Source organism: Kosakonia sp. MH5 (assembly GCF_009935945.1).
GTDB lineage: Bacteria > Pseudomonadota > Gammaproteobacteria > Enterobacterales > Enterobacteriaceae > Kosakonia > Kosakonia radicincitans.
The window spans coordinates 491,095-508,299 of record NZ_QODH01000001.1 but is presented as its reverse complement, the minus strand read 5'-3'; the positions used below and the strand labels follow the sequence as shown (position 1 = coordinate 508,299).

At 53.1% G+C, this 17,205-nt stretch carries 17 protein-coding genes; 8 read left to right on the top strand and 9 right to left on the bottom strand.

Going from position 1 to position 17,205, the window contains the following annotated elements; genetic code table 11:
* Window position 1: 1 nt before the first annotated feature.
* The 4 genes from pqiA (at window position 2) to rmf (ending at window position 3,890) form a co-directional block, all read left to right on the top strand.
* Entirely contained in the window at window positions 2-1,270 is a 1,269-nt protein-coding gene (gene pqiA, locus DK872_RS02480) for a membrane integrity-associated transporter subunit PqiA (RefSeq protein ID WP_035943243.1), read from the top strand.
* Window positions 1,260-2,900 (top strand): intermembrane transport protein PqiB, encoded by a 1,641-nt coding sequence (gene pqiB, locus DK872_RS02475; RefSeq protein ID WP_161518000.1) that lies wholly within the window; start codon window positions 1,260-1,262, stop codon window positions 2,898-2,900. The genes pqiA and pqiB overlap by 11 nt, the downstream gene beginning before the upstream one ends.
* A complete protein-coding gene (pqiC, locus tag DK872_RS02470) occupies window positions 2,897-3,469 on the top strand; it encodes a membrane integrity-associated transporter subunit PqiC (protein WP_161517999.1) in 573 nt (190 codons plus the stop codon). Before pqiB ends, pqiC begins: the two co-directional genes overlap by 4 nt.
* A 253-nt stretch (window positions 3,470-3,722) precedes the next feature.
* On the top strand, window positions 3,723-3,890 hold the full coding sequence (gene rmf, locus DK872_RS02465) for a ribosome modulation factor (protein ID WP_017456222.1): 168 nt from the start codon (window positions 3,723-3,725) through the stop codon (window positions 3,888-3,890).
* Window positions 3,891-3,959: 69 nt separating this feature from the next.
* Here rmf and fabA read toward each other — a convergent pair whose 3' ends face one another.
* Both fabA and DK872_RS02455 read right to left on the bottom strand, forming a co-directional pair.
* Window positions 3,960-4,478 carry a bifunctional 3-hydroxydecanoyl-ACP dehydratase/trans-2-decenoyl-ACP isomerase gene (fabA, locus tag DK872_RS02460; RefSeq protein WP_007374180.1) on the bottom strand — a complete coding sequence of 173 codons (519 nt, stop codon included), beginning with the start codon at window positions 4,476-4,478 and terminating at the stop codon, window positions 3,960-3,962.
* A gap of 69 nt (window positions 4,479-4,547) precedes the next feature.
* Window positions 4,548-6,308 (bottom strand): Lon protease family protein, encoded by a 1,761-nt coding sequence (locus DK872_RS02455; RefSeq protein ID WP_161517998.1) that lies wholly within the window; start codon window positions 6,306-6,308, stop codon window positions 4,548-4,550.
* A 182-nt stretch (window positions 6,309-6,490) separates the two neighbouring features.
* Between DK872_RS02455 and matP the strand changes: the two genes are divergently transcribed.
* The gene (gene matP, locus DK872_RS02450; protein WP_007374182.1) at window positions 6,491-6,943 is read left to right on the top strand and encodes a macrodomain Ter protein MatP; all 453 of its coding nucleotides are present in this window, start codon (window positions 6,491-6,493) and stop codon (window positions 6,941-6,943) included.
* 77 nt (window positions 6,944-7,020) lie between these two features.
* Here the strand turns inward: matP and ompA are convergent, their stop codons facing one another.
* Complete coding sequence (gene ompA / locus DK872_RS02445; protein WP_007374183.1) at window positions 7,021-8,070, bottom strand: porin OmpA; 1,050 nt, start codon at window positions 8,068-8,070, stop codon at window positions 7,021-7,023.
* Between the two features lie 366 nt (window positions 8,071-8,436).
* Window positions 8,437-8,946 carry an SOS-induced cell division inhibitor SulA gene (gene sulA / locus DK872_RS02440; RefSeq protein ID WP_007374185.1) on the bottom strand — a complete coding sequence of 170 codons (510 nt, stop codon included), beginning with the start codon at window positions 8,944-8,946 and terminating at the stop codon, window positions 8,437-8,439.
* Between the two features lie 217 nt (window positions 8,947-9,163).
* Here sulA and DK872_RS02435 point away from each other — a divergent pair, with 217 nt between their 5' ends.
* The gene (locus tag DK872_RS02435; protein WP_007374186.1) at window positions 9,164-9,784 is read left to right on the top strand and encodes a TfoX/Sxy family DNA transformation protein; all 621 of its coding nucleotides are present in this window, start codon (window positions 9,164-9,166) and stop codon (window positions 9,782-9,784) included.
* On the opposite strand, the gene yccS is transcribed toward DK872_RS02435, so the two are convergent.
* Together yccS and DK872_RS02425 are read right to left on the bottom strand one after the other, a co-directional pair.
* Entirely contained in the window at window positions 9,778-11,907 is a 2,130-nt protein-coding gene (gene yccS / locus DK872_RS02430; protein ID WP_071920578.1) for a YccS family putative transporter, read from the bottom strand. The two genes, DK872_RS02435 and yccS, sit on opposite strands and share 7 nt — an antisense overlap.
* Before the next feature lie 17 nt (window positions 11,908-11,924).
* Complete coding sequence (locus DK872_RS02425) at window positions 11,925-12,371, bottom strand: YccF domain-containing protein (RefSeq protein WP_007374188.1); 447 nt, start codon at window positions 12,369-12,371, stop codon at window positions 11,925-11,927.
* A gap of 122 nt (window positions 12,372-12,493) precedes the next feature.
* Between DK872_RS02425 and helD the strand changes: the two genes are divergently transcribed.
* Complete coding sequence (gene helD / locus DK872_RS02420; protein WP_072438584.1) at window positions 12,494-14,548, top strand: DNA helicase IV; 2,055 nt, start codon at window positions 12,494-12,496, stop codon at window positions 14,546-14,548.
* 26 nt (window positions 14,549-14,574) lie between these two features.
* On the opposite strand, the gene mgsA is transcribed toward helD, so the two are convergent.
* Window positions 14,575-15,033 carry a methylglyoxal synthase gene (gene mgsA, locus DK872_RS02415; protein ID WP_035885840.1) on the bottom strand — a complete coding sequence of 153 codons (459 nt, stop codon included), beginning with the start codon at window positions 15,031-15,033 and terminating at the stop codon, window positions 14,575-14,577.
* A 136-nt stretch (window positions 15,034-15,169) separates the two neighbouring features.
* On the opposite strand from mgsA, the gene DK872_RS02410 reads away from it, so the two are divergent.
* Complete coding sequence (locus DK872_RS02410; protein ID WP_007374191.1) at window positions 15,170-15,583, top strand: CoA-binding protein; 414 nt, start codon at window positions 15,170-15,172, stop codon at window positions 15,581-15,583.
* 29 nt (window positions 15,584-15,612) lie between these two features.
* Here DK872_RS02410 and hspQ read toward each other — a convergent pair whose 3' ends face one another.
* Entirely contained in the window at window positions 15,613-15,930 is a 318-nt protein-coding gene (gene hspQ, locus DK872_RS02405) for a heat shock protein HspQ (protein WP_007374192.1), read from the bottom strand.
* A gap of 60 nt (window positions 15,931-15,990) precedes the next feature.
* Window positions 15,991-17,181, bottom strand: coding sequence for a 23S rRNA (cytosine(1962)-C(5))-methyltransferase RlmI (gene rlmI / locus DK872_RS02400; protein ID WP_161517997.1), 1,191 nt, complete (start codon window positions 17,179-17,181; stop codon window positions 15,991-15,993).
* Window positions 17,182-17,205: the final 24 nt, after the last annotated feature.

The following is a 17,205-nucleotide window of genomic DNA, read 5'->3' as shown; positions in this document are numbered from 1 at the left end:
TATGTGTGAACACCACCACGCCACACGGCACATTCTTTGTTCGCAATGTGACATGCTGGTGGCGCTGCCGCTGTTGCAGCATGGTCATAAAGCGACTTGTCCGCGCTGTGGCACGACACTGACAACCGAATGGGACGCGCCCCGGCAGCGTCCCACGGCTTATGCCATTGTGGCATTGTTCATGTTGTTGCTCGCCAACCTTTTTCCTTTCGTTAATATGCAGGTCGCCGGTGTCGCCAGCGAGGTCACACTGCTGGAAATTCCCGGCGTGCTCTTTTCTGAAGATTACGCCAGCCTTGGCACTTTCTTCCTGCTGTTCGTACAACTGGTTCCGGCATTCTGCCTGGTGACTATCCTGCTGTTGGTGAATCGTGTGCCGATGGAGTTCCGTCTGCGCGTTAATCTGGCGCGGGTGTTATTCCAGCTAAAAAGTTGGGGAATGGCGGAGATCTTCCTCGCAGGCGTGCTGGTGAGTTTTGTCAAGCTGATGGCCTATGGTGATATTGGCATTGGCAGCAGTTTTATTCCCTGGTGTCTGTTCTGTCTGTTGCAATTGCGCGCTTTCCAGTGCGTTGATCGTCACTGGTTGTGGGATGACATTGCGCCCGCGCCGCAGCCGCAACAGGCATTGCGCGTCGGTGTGCCGGGGATCCGTCAGGGGCTGCGTTCCTGCCCGTGCTGTACGGCGATTGTCGCGATCGATCAACCCGTGTGCCCGCGCTGCCACACGCGTGGACACGCCCGGCGGCGCAATAGTATCCAGTGGACGCTGGCGCTGTTGATGACTGCGATGATGCTCTATCTGCCTGCCAATATTTTGCCGATCATGGTGACCGATCTACTGGGCGATCGCATGCCATCGACCATTCTCGCCGGGGTGATTTTGCTATGGAGTGAGGGTTCTTACCCGGTGGCGCTGGTGATTTTTATCGCCAGTATTATGGTGCCGACGCTGAAAATGATAGGCATTGCCTGGCTCTGTATTGATGCAAAAGGCCATGGCCGACGAGACTGCGAGCGGATGCATTTTATTTATGAAGTGGTGGAGTTTGTCGGGCGCTGGTCAATGATTGACGTGTTTGTGATTGCCGTACTCTCCGCGCTGGTGCGGATGGGCGGGCTGATGAATATTTATCCTGCGATGGGTGCGCTGATGTTTGCGCTGGTCGTTATTATCACGATGTTTGCGGCAATGACTTTCGATCCGCGCTTGAGCTGGGATCGTGAGCCACAAACGCACCATGAGGAGTCGTTAGAGCATGGAGAATAAGAGTGGGGAAGCCAACGTGCAAAAGGTGAGAAACTGGTCGCCGGTGTGGATTTTCCCGATTGTTACGGCGCTGATTGGCGCATGGATCCTCTTTTATCATTACAGCCACCAGGGGCCGGAGGTGACACTGATCACCACTAATGCCGAGGGAATTGTCGGCGGTAAGACCACCATCAAGAGTCGCAGCGTTGATGTCGGCGTGGTGGAAAGCATGACGCTGACTGACGATTTAACTCATGTGGAAATCAAGGCGCGGCTTAACTCCGGTATGGAAAAGCTGCTGCATGATGATTCTGTTTTCTGGGTTGTGAAACCGCAGGTGGGCCGTGAAGGGATTAGCGGTCTGGGCACGCTGCTTTCGGGTGCCTATATCGAGCTGCAACCGGGTGCAAAAGGCAGCGCGCCGGATCGTTATAACTTGCTCGATTCCCCGCCTCTGGCGCCGCCTGACGCCAAAGGCATTCGTGTGATCCTCGACAGCAGCAAAGCCGGGCAACTGAGTCCCGGCGATCCAGTATTGTTCCGTGGTTATCGCGTCGGTTCGGTTGAGACCAGCACGTTCGATACGCAAAAACGCACGATGAGTTATCAGTTGTTTATCAATGCGCCGAACGATCGGCTGGTGACCAGCAATGTGCGTTTCTGGAAAGACAGCGGTATTGCCGTTGATTTGACCTCCGCCGGAATGCGTGTGGAGATGGGCTCGCTGGCTACGCTGTTCGGCGGCGGCGTCAGTTTTGACGTGCCGGAAGGCGTGGATCTGGGCCAGCCGGTGGCGGAGAATACAGCTTTCACGCTGTATGACGATCAGCGCAGCATTCAGGAGTCGCTCTATACCGATCACATCGACTACCTGATGTTCTTCAAAGACTCGATTCGCGGCCTGCAACCTGGCGCGCCGGTTGAATTCCGTGGCATTCGTCTGGGCACGGTAAGCCGGGTGCCATTCTTCACTACCGGTATGCGTCAGGCGCTGAATGATGATTACCGCATTCCTGTGCTGGTCCGTATTGAACCTGGGCGGTTGATTAATGAACTGGGCGAAGATCCCGATGTGAGCGCGCGTCTGAATGAACTGCTCAAACGCGGCCTGCGCGCTTCGTTGAAGACCGGGAATATTATTACTGGTGCGCTGTATGTCGACCTCGACTTCTATAACAACGTACCTGCCGTAAGTGGCATGCGAGAGTTTGCTGGTTACCCGATCATTCCAACCGTGAGCGGCGGGCTGGCGCAGATCCAGCAGCGTCTGATGGATACGCTGGATAAGATCAACAATCTGCCGTTGAATCCGATGATCCAGCAGGCGACGTCAACGCTTGCTGAAAGTCAGCAGACGCTCAAACGTCTGCAAACGACGCTGGATAATCTCAACAAGCTGACGTCCAGCCAGTCGATGCAGCAACTTCCGGCGGATATGCAGTCCACGCTGCGTGAACTGAATCGCAGCATGCAGGGCTTCCAGCCTGGCTCTGCTGCCTATAACAAGATGGTGGCGGATATGCAGCGCCTGGATCAGGTACTGCGGGAATTGCAACCGGTGCTGAAAACACTCAACGACAAGAGCAATGCGCTGGTATTCGAAGCGAAAGGGAAAGACGATCCGCAGCCGAAGAGGGCGAAACAATGAAAAAGAGCGCGCTAATAATTGTGGCGCTGTTGCTGACGGCATGTAGCAGCAGCGGTGACAATAAAAGTTATTACCAGTTACCGTCGCCGCCACAAACGGCAGTGCAGGCCAGCACCGTGCAGAGCCAGGGCAATCGTCAGTTATGGGTTGAGCAGGTTTCAGTGCCGGATTACCTGGCGGGTAATGGTGTAGTGTATCAAACCACGGATGTGCAATATGTTATTGCGAATAACAATCTGTGGGCCAGCCCGCTTGACCAGCAACTGCGCAATACGCTGGTCGCTAACCTGAGCAATCAGTTGCCGGGTTGGGTTGTGGCATCGCAGCCGCTGGGCAGTGAGCAGGACACGCTGAATGTTACGGTGACCGGTTTCCACGGGCGTTATGATGGTCGCATTATTGTCAGCGGCGAGTGGTTGCTCAAACACCAGGGGCAACTGATTAAGCGACCGTTCCATATTGAGCTCAAGCAGCAGCAAGATGGGTATGATGAAATGGTGAAAATGTTGGCTCAGGGCTGGCAGCAGGAGGCGGCGAGCATAGCCGCACAGCTAAATCGTCTGCCATAAGAAAATTTAATCAAAAATGAACCGTCATGGCTAAAAACCGTGACGGTTTTTTTTATCAGTATGCTCCGTACATTAGTTGTGCTGGCTCACATTTTTTGTACAAATGAATTTCTGTGTAGCTCACATTTATGACACTGGCGTGAATTTTGCGCATTGACGACAACGCCTATTCAAGGTATTCGTTACCTGTGGCTGCACATTAAGTGACCACTGTTTTCTTTTCCACCAGATCAAAGAATGAGGGAAACGAGGCATGAAGAGACAAAAACGAGATCGCCTGGAACGGGCACATCAACGTGGTTATCAGGCTGGTATTACCGGACGCCCGAAAGAAATGTGTCCGTACCAAACCCTGAATCAAAGGTCCGAATGGCTGGGAGGCTGGCGAGAGGCCATGGAAGACAGGGCCGTTATCGCCTGATTCTGTCTCTTTAAAAAGAAACCTCCGCAATGCGGAGGTTTCGCCTTTATAGCGGATGAGAATTCGCTATCAGAAAGTGGAGGTGTCCTGGAACAGGCCCACTTTCAGGTCGGAAGCAGTGTAGATCACGCGACCATCGACCAGAACTTCACCATCGGCCAGACCCATGATCAAACGACGGTTAACAACGCGTTTGAAGTGGATACGGTAAGTAACGGTTTTTGCTGTCGGCAGAACCTGACCAGTAAATTTCACTTCACCGACGCCCAGCGCACGGCCTTTACCTTCGCCGCCAAGCCAGCCGAGGTAAAAACCAACCAGCTGCCACATGGCATCCAGACCAAGACAGCCAGGCATCACTGGATCGCCGATGAAATGGCAGCCAAAGAACCACAGGTCCGGATTGATATCCAGCTCAGCTTCGACATAGCCTTTATTAAAGTTACCGCCGGTCTCGGTCATTTTGACCACACGGTCCATCATCAACATATTGGGTGCCGGCAATTGCGGGCCTTTTGCGCCAAACAGTTCGCCGCGACCAGAGGCAAGAAGATCTTCTTTTGTATAGGATTCGCGTTTATCTACCATGTTCTCAGTAAACCTTATTTGTAATTTCGGACGCAGGATAGCTAACACGTGTACGCTGAACAAGTCCGATCAGTTTTGGTTAAACCAATTCAACCAGCGCAGCGGCCACGGGAAACGGTGGCGTGCATCCTGTTGCGTCGCCTGTGCAATACGTTCCTGAATGAGTTGCTTGAGGTTGTTTTGTCCTTCAGCTTCCCACGGCAGGCCTGTTAATAAAGGTAGCGCATCACGAACATCGTCTACGGCCCAGATAAAGAATTGTTGTGCCTGAACCGCGTCCAGCAGTTCCTGATGCAACGAGAGATGACGTACATTTGCTGACGGAATAATCACCCCTTGCTTACCTGTTAGCTCCCGCTGCTGGCAAATGGCGAAAAATCCTTCGATTTTTTCATTCAACCCGCCAACCGGCTGTGAACGACCGAACTGATCCACGGAGCCAGTGATCGCCAGACTCTGATTGATGGGCACTTCTGCAAGGGCGCTCATTAAAGCGCACAGCTCCGCCATAGAGGCGCTGTCGCCATCAACCTCGCTGTAAGATTGCTCAAAGGTTAGCGAGGCAGAGAAGGGAAGCTGCTGTTCCAGCTCCAGTTCCGCCATCAGGAACGCTTGCATGATCATCATGCCTTTCGCGTGGATATTGCCGCCCAGTTCGGCTTTGCGTTCAACATCGTTGAACTCGCCGTCACCGACATGAACGACGCAACTAATACGTGAAGGCTCACCGAAAGCACGTGGATGACCAGGAAACTCGATGACTGACAGCGCGTTGATCTGACCAATCTGTTCGCCTTCGGTTTCGATGAGAATTTGTTCCAGCAGAATTTCGTCCTGCATCCGTTCAGCGAGGAATCCTTCGCGCCATTCACGTTGAGCAAACATCGAGCGAAGTTCTTCGCCACTGAACGTTGCGCCTGTGGTTGTCGCCGCGACTTCCCTCAACTGGCGCGCCAGCCATAATGGGCAGAGCGGCAACGTCTCCTGATCGCCGGTATAGCGCACGGCTTCACGAACTAACGGCTGCCACGCATCGGTACCGGGTGAGGGGAGCTGAGCGCTGTGGGCAACCTGCTCGACCCATTGACGCCAGGCTCCCATTGTTTCGGCATCCACAATTTGCAGCGTTTCTTCATATTCGCTGTAAATTGCCTGGGCGGCCAGATCGGGCTCCATCTCCTGGAAATCAGCCAGCGATTCGCGTTCTCCAACAAGAATGACTTTCAGATCCAGCGGCATAGACGGGATACTTACCGGCAGAGGGCGAGATTCGTCGAAGGAGATCCAGTCAAAACGGTGCTGATACACCATTGTTTTCAGACGCATCCACAGCAGCGGTTGCGCAAGCAACGTGCGCAGGGAAATGATTAGCACGCCGCCGTTTGCCTGATGTACCAGACCAGGCTGCAAAGTAATTTCATGATTGAACTGACGCAAACAACCAAACAGTTGCTCCGCTTCGATCCACTCAGCAATTGCTACAGGCTTACTTCCCGTGAAAGTAGATTGCGCACTGGTTGCCGGGTCGAAACTTACGGATGAGCCGTTGATGTTGTATTGCCCCCCGACAAGCGGGCGGTCCTGAGGGAGCATTTCTCCGGTAGCGCTGGCAATAAGTGCCAGGTATTCAGCTTCTTCTGGCGCTTTTGCCAGTAAAAAGCGTGACGTCGCCTGCGGATAGAGCAGTTGCTCCAGCGCGTACTGTAATCGGGGTTGCGTATCGGCCAGCGAGAAGACCGCTTCGTGCGCTGATCCGGACGATTCAAAAACTTCCTGATAGCTTTCAGTATCAGGAACCAGGTCGTTCCATTCAAGTTTTGTAATGGTCAAAGTCGTTTTTTTGGTCTGGTGTAAAAGGCGAGATTATACCGTAAACCCTTCTTTAACACACCGGGATTACGCGCTTTCGCGATGCGAAGCTGGATGATAGCTCACAGCGGATGATTTCTTTTAAGCAGAGTGACAAAAAACTGATATTCTGAACTGAGTTACACGGTAACGTTGAGAGAGCAATGAAATATCAACAACTGGAAAATCTCGAAAGCGGCTGGAAATGGAAGTATCTGGTTAAAAAGCACCGTGAAGGGGAACTGATCACGCGTTATATAGAAGCTAGTGCTGCGAAGGAAGCCGTCGATGTATTGTTGACCCTCGAAAATGAGCCGGTACAGGTGAATGAATGGATTGGTCTCCATATCAATCCGGCACTGGTTAACCGAATGAAACAGACTATCCGTGCCAGGCGTAAACGGCATTTTAACGCGGAGCACCAGCATACGCGTAAAAAGTCAATCGACCTGGAGTTTGTCGTCTGGCAACGACTTGCGGGGCTGGCGCAGCGGCGGGGGAAAACACTGTCTGAAACGATTGTACAACTGATTGAGGACGCGGAACATAAAGAGAAGTATGCTTCGCAGATGTCCACACTGAAACATGATTTGCAGGCGCTGTTAGGTAAAGAGTGAGTTTTCCCTAAGACGTGACAGAATTTCAGGCAATAAAAAACCCCGCACTCTGGCGGGGTTTTTGCTAAGACGTAAACTTAAGCCTGCGGCTGAGTTACAACGTCTTTGCTGCCTTTCACTTCGATCTCTACGCGACGATCCGGTGCCAGGCAATCGATCAGCGCTGCGCGTGGTTTCACGTTGTCGCAGGTGCTGCCGGTAACCGGGTTGGATTTGCCCATACCACGTGCGGAGATTTTGTTCGCCGGGATACCTTTGGAGACCAGGTAATCAACAACGGACTGAGCACGTTTCTCGGACAGGCCCTGGTTGTAAGCGTCAGAACCGATACGGTCGGTGAAGCCCAGAACCACTACTGAACCGTCTTTCGGATCCAGGTTGCTCAGCTGACCATACAGCTGATCCAGCGCCTGCTGACCTTCCGGTTTCAGAGTTGCTTTGTTGAAGTTGAACAGAACGTCAGACTTCAGGGTGAAGTGTTTGGTCTGCACTTCCGGAGCCGGAGCCGGTGCCGGAGCTGCAACTACCGGAGCTGCATCTTCCTGCTGACCGAAACGGTAGGAAACGCCTACGCTCAGCATACCGTTATCCGGGCGAGCACCAACGGTGCTTGCGTCACCGATGTTGTTAACCCACTGGTATTCCAGACGGGTAGCGATATCACGAGTCAGTGCATACTCAACACCACCAGCGAAGACCGGAGAAACACCGGTATCGTGATCTTTGAAGCCCTGGTTGCTCTGACCATCAGCACGCCATACCATACCACCCAGACGGGTATAGATATCCAGATCGTCAGTGATCGGGTAACCCAGTTTAGCAGTCAGTTGAACGCCCTGAGATTTGAACGCGCCGTTAACTGTGTCGCCTTTGTACGGCATACGGCCCAGCCAGTCATAACCCAGTTCGAAACCAACGTACGGGTTAACCTGGTAGCCACCGAACGCACCAGCACCCAGTTGGCTTTCGTGGGTCGGGCCATCGTTCTGCCATACCGCACCTTTGTCATGATACTGGGACCAACCCAGTTTGCCACCTGCATACCAGGTGTTATCTTTCGGAGCGGCCTGCGCTACGGTAGCGAAACCAGCCAGTGCCACTGCAATCGCGATAGCTGTCTTTTTCATTTTTGCGCCTCGTTATCATCCAAAAATCGCCATGGTTATCTCTCAGAGATGCCACGGTTAAATCCTTCACCGGGGGCGTTGCTCACTAACTATTCAACAGATATCTTTACCGATATCTTTGGCTTATGCCGAGCACCCCTGGCGATGTAAAGTCTACAACGTAGTTGGAAACTTACAAGTGTGAACTCCGTCAGGCATATGAAAAAAAAGGCTTTGTATACACAATATTTAACAATTCCGCTGTTATTTTGTCCGATGCAATTAAGCTGAAAAGCGCGCCACGCAGGCTTTGTCGCTGTATTTTGCGGATAAAATGCAAAAGCAACCTTCAGGCAAAAATAATCCCAGGAATACTCTTAAATTTACTCAATGATACAAATTTGAGTGAATTTTTATCCCGGAATGCTGTCTCGCAGCCAGGGGATCATGGCGTACTGGACGCATAACGAAGCCGATCGCGTTGCCTTCTTCTGCTGCCATCACCAGACGGTGGTGCTCATCTTCGGTTAATTCTTCCGCATGCCAGCCAATTACGACGCTATAGTTCCCGGTGCGTAATGCGCGGATCATTGATTCCAGCGTCAGGCAAGGTGAAAGCTGGTTAACCTGCATCACCTTGGTGAGTGGCAGACCAACGGATTGCACCCATTCACGGCTCAGTTTCTGCTGTGGCGTAAGCCATAACTGCCAGCGGGACTGTTGGCCAAGTTGCTGCAACAAGGGCAATAAAAGAAGCTGTGTCATTCCTGGCTGATCTTCGCGATAAACCACTTCGCTAATAAGCCCGGACGCTCCGCGGGAGGAGTCAGCATGATTTAACGTAGTGAGTGCGGAATCGAATGTCGTTGAACGCTTAGCATAGCCTGAAGTGTACATAATCAATCCAGCTCTGTGAGTTACTGTATAAACATACAGTAACCCCTGAATGTTCAAAGATCAACCTCAATTTCTGAAACTATCTCGCATTTTTGTTTTGTCTTTACCGCACAACGAAAAATTCGCTTGCTGTCCCGTCCACAGTTGCCTATGTTCCTGCCTAACGAAACAGCTAACATTGTAGTGGCTTTACTGTGTGATTTATAAGGAAAAAATCATGGAAGACCTTTCTTATCAGCGTATATATCAATCATGTGAATGTCTCACATCGCTTGGCGAAATTCGTCACCGTGCGCATTTTGGCGGTTATAGCTTGTCGGTGGATGACACGGTTTTTGCAATGGTGGCCGAAGGAGAGCTTTATCTGCGGGCCTGTGAACAAAGCGCTCAATATGCAATAACGCACCATGCGCCACTTTTAGTATTCAACAAACGTGGACGGGAGGTTTCGTTAAATTACTACTTTGTGGATCAGGCATTATGGAACGATCGCCCTATGCTGCTGGAACTTTCGGCATATTCTCTCGATGCTGCACGGCGTGAAAAAGTGCAGCGCAGCGCCCGGAAACGTCTTCGCGATCTCCCTAATCTGACGTTTCAGCTCGAAATGCAGCTTCGTGATGTCGGAATTATGGATGTACAGACGTTGCGTCTTCTTGGCGCAAAGGCCAGTTGGCTCAGGTTGCGGAAAGCGAATTGCCATCTGGGGGTGAAAATTCTTCTGGCGCTGGAAGGCGCTATTACTGGATTGCACGAAGCGGCGCTCCCGGCGCAGACGCGCCAGGAACTGATGGAGTGGTTCACTATTGTGATGAAGAAAACGGCCAATCCTCACTGAACCAGTTGGCTTTTCAGACGGCAAACTTCCGGCAATAATGCGATAAGCAGGCCTATCTGTTGAAGGACCAGCGGCTCTTTGCTATCCGGGCGCGGATCTAAATGTTTAATGCGCTGCGACAGGGAACTTAGCGTTTCCTGTACGCGCGCATGATCAGAAGGAAGGTGATGCAGGGCGTCGTCTACATAACAGACGGCGTCATCAAGCAGACGCAAAATATCGGGATGGGTGAGCTGCTCGCGATGCGCACCAAGTGCAGAAATATAGCTGGTAAAGGTGTGGTTCAGGCACAGTAAACGGAATGCCACATCGCGGAGTTCAGGCGATGCACCGGGTTCTGAAGACATATTGGATACGACCGACGCCAGCTCAGCATCACGGTTATAAGCATTGCGCCGGGCAATACGGTACGCCAGCCGGTTGTCGCGCCCCTGATGATATTGTTCCAGAATAGCGTCGAGGTAACGGCAGTTGGCATCGAAAGCCTGCTCTGTCACGCGTGGCAGGTGGCGAAAACGCCAGTCAGGCCAGATAAAGCTTACCGCCGCCCAGGCAATCACGCAGCCTATAAGAGTGTCAATGATACGGGGAATCGCTACTTCAAAACCCTCGCCGAGCAGATTAAAGCAGAGCAGCACCAGCAGGGTGATAAACATCGTAGCATGCGCGTATTGCACGGTGCGAAAAGCAAAAAACAGTACGCCGGTAATCACGATCAGCACCAGTTGCCCTTCATGGGAAGGAACGAAATAGAGCACCGGCAAACCTATCGCCACACCTACCAGCGTGCCGATGACGCGCAGGGTCAGACGATGGCGGGTGGCGTTATAGTTGGGCTGGCAAACGAAAAGACTGGTCAGCAGGATCCAGTAACCATGCTGTAAACCGGTGATCTGAATAAATGCGTAGCCAACACACAGTACCAGCGACATACGTACAGCGTGGCGGAAAAGCGCAGACTCCGGCGTCAGATTATTGCGCAGCCGCAACCAGATATCGCTAAAGCTATTCAGGCTGTCATCCGCTAACTGGTTTTCTGTCTCATTCAGAAGCTGGGACTGCGGCTGTTCCGTTTCGATCGTAGCTAATTGCGCGTCAATCGCGCGCAGGTTATCAAGCAGAAAACCCAGAGCTTTCAGATGATCGGCTGACGTTACGCCGCTGGCGCGAATGCGATCTAACGCGGCATCAAGATGAGTAAACGCACGTTCGAAGCGTGAATCATGTTGATAGGGCGTTCGCAGCAGAATGGCATTTGACAGCCTGTCGCAGGCCTGCGATTGCATTGATAGCAGACGCTGAAAGCGGAACATCACATCGCTGTAACGGAAATGTTCGCGCAGCGTCTGGTATTGAATATGCGATGAGCTTGCGCGTTCATGGATATCCTGCGCGGCAAAATAGTAATGCAAGGACTGGCGCGTGCTTCGTTGTCCACGATCGCCACGCAGGCGCGTCAGCAGTGTTGCTTTGGTCTGGTTGAGCGTAGCGACGAGCTGACCATTCGCCAATGCCAGATCGTAAAGTGGCGCCTGGCTTTCATCTTCAATATCCGGATCAAACAGGCGGGATTTCAGTTCAAGGTAGTGTGCCAGTTGTCCGTAACTGCGTGAAAGGTTGTCCTGCAAAGCGCGAACGGGGAAAACAAGGTGCCCAACCAGCGTCAGGAAATTGAACCAGACTGCGCCTGCCAGCAACAGCAGTGGTTGCTGATACCACTGGTCGAAAAGCGAAATCCCCAGCATGGTGTAAACCGCAATCAGCAAGGCACCAAAAGCGATGGTGGCGTAGCGCTGCCCAAGCCCGCCTAACAAGATAAAACCGCAGGTGGAGCTGACAAGCCCGATAGCAAACAGCCACGGCCACGGGAACAGCAATTCGACGGAGGCAGAAGCAATAAAAAAGGAGATCAACGTGATGATCAGGTTCTTCAGCCGTCCGCTCAGGCGATCGTCCAGATCGGCCAATGCGGCAGCCACGACGCCCAGCGTTAAGGGGATGGTCAGTTTGACCTCGCCAAGCAGCCAGGGGAGCGCTGCTGTTCCGCAGAGGGCAATAAAAATTCTGACGTTATACAGCCAGGCGCTATTCCATGTGTAACGACGAAGCAGAGGGCTTAACATAGCGGCATTCGGTCCGGTTACTGAAAACGACGACGAGCGTTAGCTTCGCGGGCTGCGCGGGCGGTTTCGACGGAAACCACACGACGACCCACTGGCCAGAGCGCAATCGCCGCAATTTTAAAATTCGCCACGCCTACCGGGATGCCGATAATGGTGATGCACTGCGCGATACCGGCGGCAATATGCATGACGCATAACCACCAGCCAAACAGCACAAACCAGATGACATTCAGAGCTGTTCCCCCCGCGTTCAGCAGGCTATTCTGGCGCTCAGGTTCCAGTTCATCTATATGAATCGCTTCATTTCCCCACGGAACAAGCGAGAGCTTCGTGATTTCCCAGCAGGAACGCGTCAGCGGCAGCGTTACAATCAGCACGATACTGACCACGGTTGCCAGCAACCAGCCCAGTGTGGTGGCAAAACCACCAAGAACAAAGTTCAGAATATTCAGAACAGTACGCATAAAACCTCAGAACAACCCTGTGAGTGGTGTATCCCGGCAATTGTAACGACTTTTTGGACTGGAGCGCCAATTCTCTGGCAGGTAAACTGGCTTTTATTGTCACAGGCTGAGAACGATAAGTCATGGAACTGAAAGCGACTTCACTGGGAAAACGGTTAGCCCAGCATCCGTACGATCGCGCGATAATTCTGAACGCGGGCATTAAAGTCACGGGTGACCGGCATGAATACCTTATTCCTTTTAATCAGTTGCTGGCAATTGAGTGCAAACGCGGGCTGGTCTGGGGCGAGATGGAGTTTCAGCTTGCCGATAAGAAAGTGGTGCGTCTTCACGGCACGGAGTGGAGCGAAACCCAACGTTTTTATCACCATCTTAATGAGCGCTGGAGTAAATGGGGCGCGGAGATGAGCGAAGTGGCGGCTGGCGTGCTATCGGAACAGCTTGAGCTGATTGCCGGGCGTGTCGATCGGGCAAAATGGCTGACGCGCAAACAGCTTACCGGGCTACAACAGCAGTTGCAGCAGGCGTTTACTGCGCTGCCGATGCCCGTAAGTCGACTGACGGAGTTTGAGAACTGCCGCGAGCTCTGGCAGCAGTGCCAGGCATGGCTGAACGATGTTGAAGAACGAAGGGCGCAGCATAATAAGGCCTATACCGAGGCGATGCTCACGCAATATGCCGCCTTTTTTGAGCAGATAGAAAGTTCTCCGCTCAATCCTTCGCAGGCGCGAGCCGTGGTGAATGGCGAACAGTCGCTGCTGGTGCTGGCCGGAGCCGGCAGTGGTAAAACCTCCGTATTGGTGGCGCGCGCTGGCTGGTTGCTTACGCGCGGCGAGGCGGCTCCCGATCAGATTTTACTATTAGCTTTTGGCCGCAAGGCGGCTCAGGAAATGGATGAGCGCATCCGTGAACGGCTGCATACCGAAGAGATTACCGCGCGGACTTTCCATGCGCTGGCGCTGTATATCATCCGGCAGGGCAGTAAAAAAGTGCCTGTGCTGAGCGAACTGGAGAACGACACTGCCGCGCGCATGGCGCTGCTTACGGAAACCTGGTGTCAGCAGTGCAACGAGAAAAAGGCGCAGGCAAAAGGCTGGCGGCAATGGCTTGAAGAGGAGATGGCCTGGGACGTGCCGGAAGGCAATTTCTGGGAAAATGACAAACTTCAGCGCCGCATAGGACCACGCCTCGATCGCTGGATCGGCCTGATGCGAATGCATGGCGGTGCGCAGGCTGAAATGATTGCCGATGCACCAGAAGAGGTACGTGACCTGTTCAGTAAACGTATTAAGCTGATGGCTCCGCTATTAAAAGCCTGGAAAGCAGCGCTGAAGGCGGAAAATGCGGTCGATTTCTCAGGTCTGATTCATCAGGCCATCAATGTGCTGGAGAAAGGGCGTTTTATCAGTCCATGGAAGCATATCCTGGTGGATGAATTTCAGGATATTTCCCCACAGCGAGCGGCGCTGCTGGCGGCTTTGCGTAAACAAAACTCGCAGACTACGTTGTTTGCCGTCGGTGATGACTGGCAGGCTATCTACCGGTTTAGCGGGGCGCAGCTTTCGCTGACCACCGCGTTTCATGACTACTTTGGCGAGGGCGATCTTTGTGCGCTCGATACCACTTACCGTTTCAATTCACGCATCGGTGAAGTAGCAAATCGCTTTATTCAGCAAAACCCGTGGCAATTGGCGAAACCGCTTAACAGCCTGACCGCTGGGGATAAACACGCGGTAACGCTGATGGTTGAGGATCAACTCGATGCCTTACTGGATAAACTCAGCGGTTATGCGACGCCCGAGGATCGCATCCTGGTATTGGCGCGTTACCATCACCGTAAACCGGAAAGTCTCGCAAAGGCCGCAACCCGCTGGCCGAAGTTGCAGCTCGATTTTATGACCATCCATGCCAGTAAAGGTCAGCAGGCAGATTATGTGATCGTGGTGGGGTTAGATGAGGGGCAGGACGGTTTTCCTGCTCCGGCGCGCGAGTCGATTATGGAACAGGCGCTGCTACCTCAGACAGAAACGTTTCCTGACGCGGAAGAGCGGCGATTGCTGTACGTGGCGTTAACGCGCGCGCGTAAGCGTGTCTGGCTGCTGTTTAATAAAGAAAACCCGTCGCGTTTTGTCGATATCCTCAAATCGCTGGATGTTCCTCAGGCGAGAAAACCCTGACAACAGGCGGCTTTTGCCGCCTGTGCTTACTTCAGCCGTTCGGCCAGATAGCGTTGATAATCCGGGATCAAAATGTCGACGCTGTCGTTGAATTGCGGTGAGGCGATAATAAAGTCCGCTGTCGATAAGTTAGTCGCCACCGGGATGTTCCAGACCGTCGCCAGACGCAGCAGCGCTTTGACATCCGGATCGTGCGGAACGGCATTCAGCGGGTCCCAGAAGAAAATCAATACGTCGATTTTCCCTTCTGAAATCAACGCGCCTACCTGTTGGTCGCCGCCCATGGGGCCGCTCAGCATGGCGTTCACTTCAAGACCTGTCGCACGCTGAATCAAATTACCGGTCGTGCCGGTGGCATAAAGTTCATGTTTTGCCAGCACTGGCTGGTGCCGCTCTACCCACTTCATTAACGATTGCTTGCAGTGATCGTGTGCCACCAGTGCAATATGTTTGCGCACGGGTAGGGTGCGAGTTGTTGATTCCATCATCGGTTCCCGTCAGTTATTTTCGCTACAGATTACTGGAAGCACCTGATGCTGCAAGAGAAGTAGATAAAAAAATCTGAAAATGGTTGAGAGGCTCTGTTTGACGTACACTTTGGGAAATCGCCCGGAGGAAACCATGAAAGAAACCGAGATCGCCGATATTTTACAATCGACCCAGACTATTGCGCTGGTGGGGGCAAGCGATAAGCCTGACCGCCCGAGCTATCGCGTTATGAAATACCTGCTGGATCAGGGATATCACGTGATCCCCGTTTCGCCAAAAGTCGCCGGCAAAACGCTGCTTGGGCAGCAGGGATATGCAACGCTCGCGGAAGTGCCGGAAAAAATCGATATGGTGGATGTCTTCCGCAACTCGGAAGCGGCCTGGGGTGTGGCGCAGGAAGCCATTGCTGCTGGTGCGAAAACGCTGTGGTTGCAGTTAGGGGTGATTAACGAGCAGGCGGCAGTGCTGGCGCGTGAGGCAGGATTACGGGTGGTGATGGATCGTTGCCCGGCGATTGAAATACCCCGGTTGGGCCTGGCGAAGTAAAAAAATACCCCGCAGTCGGCGGGGTATGTTCAGTTACGCAGGCGTGGCGCCTGAAGTTGTCTGCGGATGGTGCGCGCCAGTTCGTCCATTGAGGGTTGTTCCGGGTGCTCATCCATCACTTCACTGGTGAGTTGCGCCTCCGCGAGGTAGGTATGAACCGCCTGGCCGTCGTCATCTTCCATAACGACATGATACCAGGGCAGAGCGCGTAACTCGTCGTTTACCGCCAGCTCATCCGCCGATGGCTCCTCAAGTGAATATTCAGGGTCGATATCGACCACCACGCCAAGATATCCCAGCAGCGAATGGCGAACCTGCTGACCGATACCGAATTTGCTGGCTATCATTGTCACCTCCCGGGAACCTTCTGTTCCCTCAGATATGAGGGTGCGGCTCCAAAATTCAAGTTACATGACGCGACAGGCAAACCCTTTCAGATACAGCCCTTCCGGGTAGGGAGCGATCACAGGATGATCGGCGGCCTGACGGAACTGTTCTATAAATTGTACATCACGGCCTGCATCTATTGCGGCATCGGCGATGATTTTCTGAAATAAATCGGTGGTCATCAAACCGGAACAGGAAAATGTCAGCAGTATGCCGCCAGGGTTCAGCAACTGAATCGCCAGCATGTTGATATCTTTATAACCGCGGCATGCGCCCATCAACTGGCTCTTGTTTTCAACGAACTTCGGCGGATCCATCACGATCACATCGAAGGTTTCGCCCCGATCGCGGTATTTGCGCAGCAGCTTGAACACATCATCGCGGACAAACTCGGCTTTACTCAGATCAAGCTTGTTGAGCGTGACGTTCTGCTTTGCCACATCCAGCGCTTCCTGGGAAGTATCCACGCTGACAACCTGGCAGCAGCCGCCCATTAGCGCAGAAACAGCAAAGCCGCCGGTATAGGAGAAGCAGTTCAGAACGCGCTTATCCGCGACATAGCGGCGGGTCGCCAGGCGACTGTCGCGCTGATCAAGGTAGTAGCCGGTTTTATGGCCGCCCTGAATATCGACATACAACTTCATGCCGTTCTCTTCGATGGGCAGCAACGCAGGCGGCAACTCACCAAGTACAGGGCCCTGCGTCAGTTCCAGCCCCTCTTTTTTACGAACTGCGACATCGCTGCGATCATAAACAGAGCATTGCGGATAGAGGGTTTGTAGCGCGGAGAGAAGCGCCGGACGCTGGTATTCCGCGCCTGCGCTCAGCAACTGCAATACGAGGAAATTACCAAAACGGTCGATAGTCACGCCGGGCAGCCCGTCGGATTCCCCTGCAATCAGGCGATAGCTGTCCAGCCCGTCGCGCTGCGCCAGCCAGTCACGCCACTGCTGAGCCTGTTGCAGGCGACGCGTAAAGAAAGCGATATCAATACTTTCATCTTTATCGAACGTCCAGACGCGAGCGCGAATTTGCGAGGCAGGCGACAGCGCTCCGCGCGCCAGCCATTTGCCCTGGTGATCAACGATATCAACGGTTTCACCGAGGCTGGCTTTGCCCTCCATCCGTGCGACTGCACCGGAGAAAACCCAGGGGTGACGGCGCAGCAATGATTTCTCGCGCCCTTTGGCTAACACTAAACGTACGCTCATATTCGGCTATTCTGTAGACTGAAG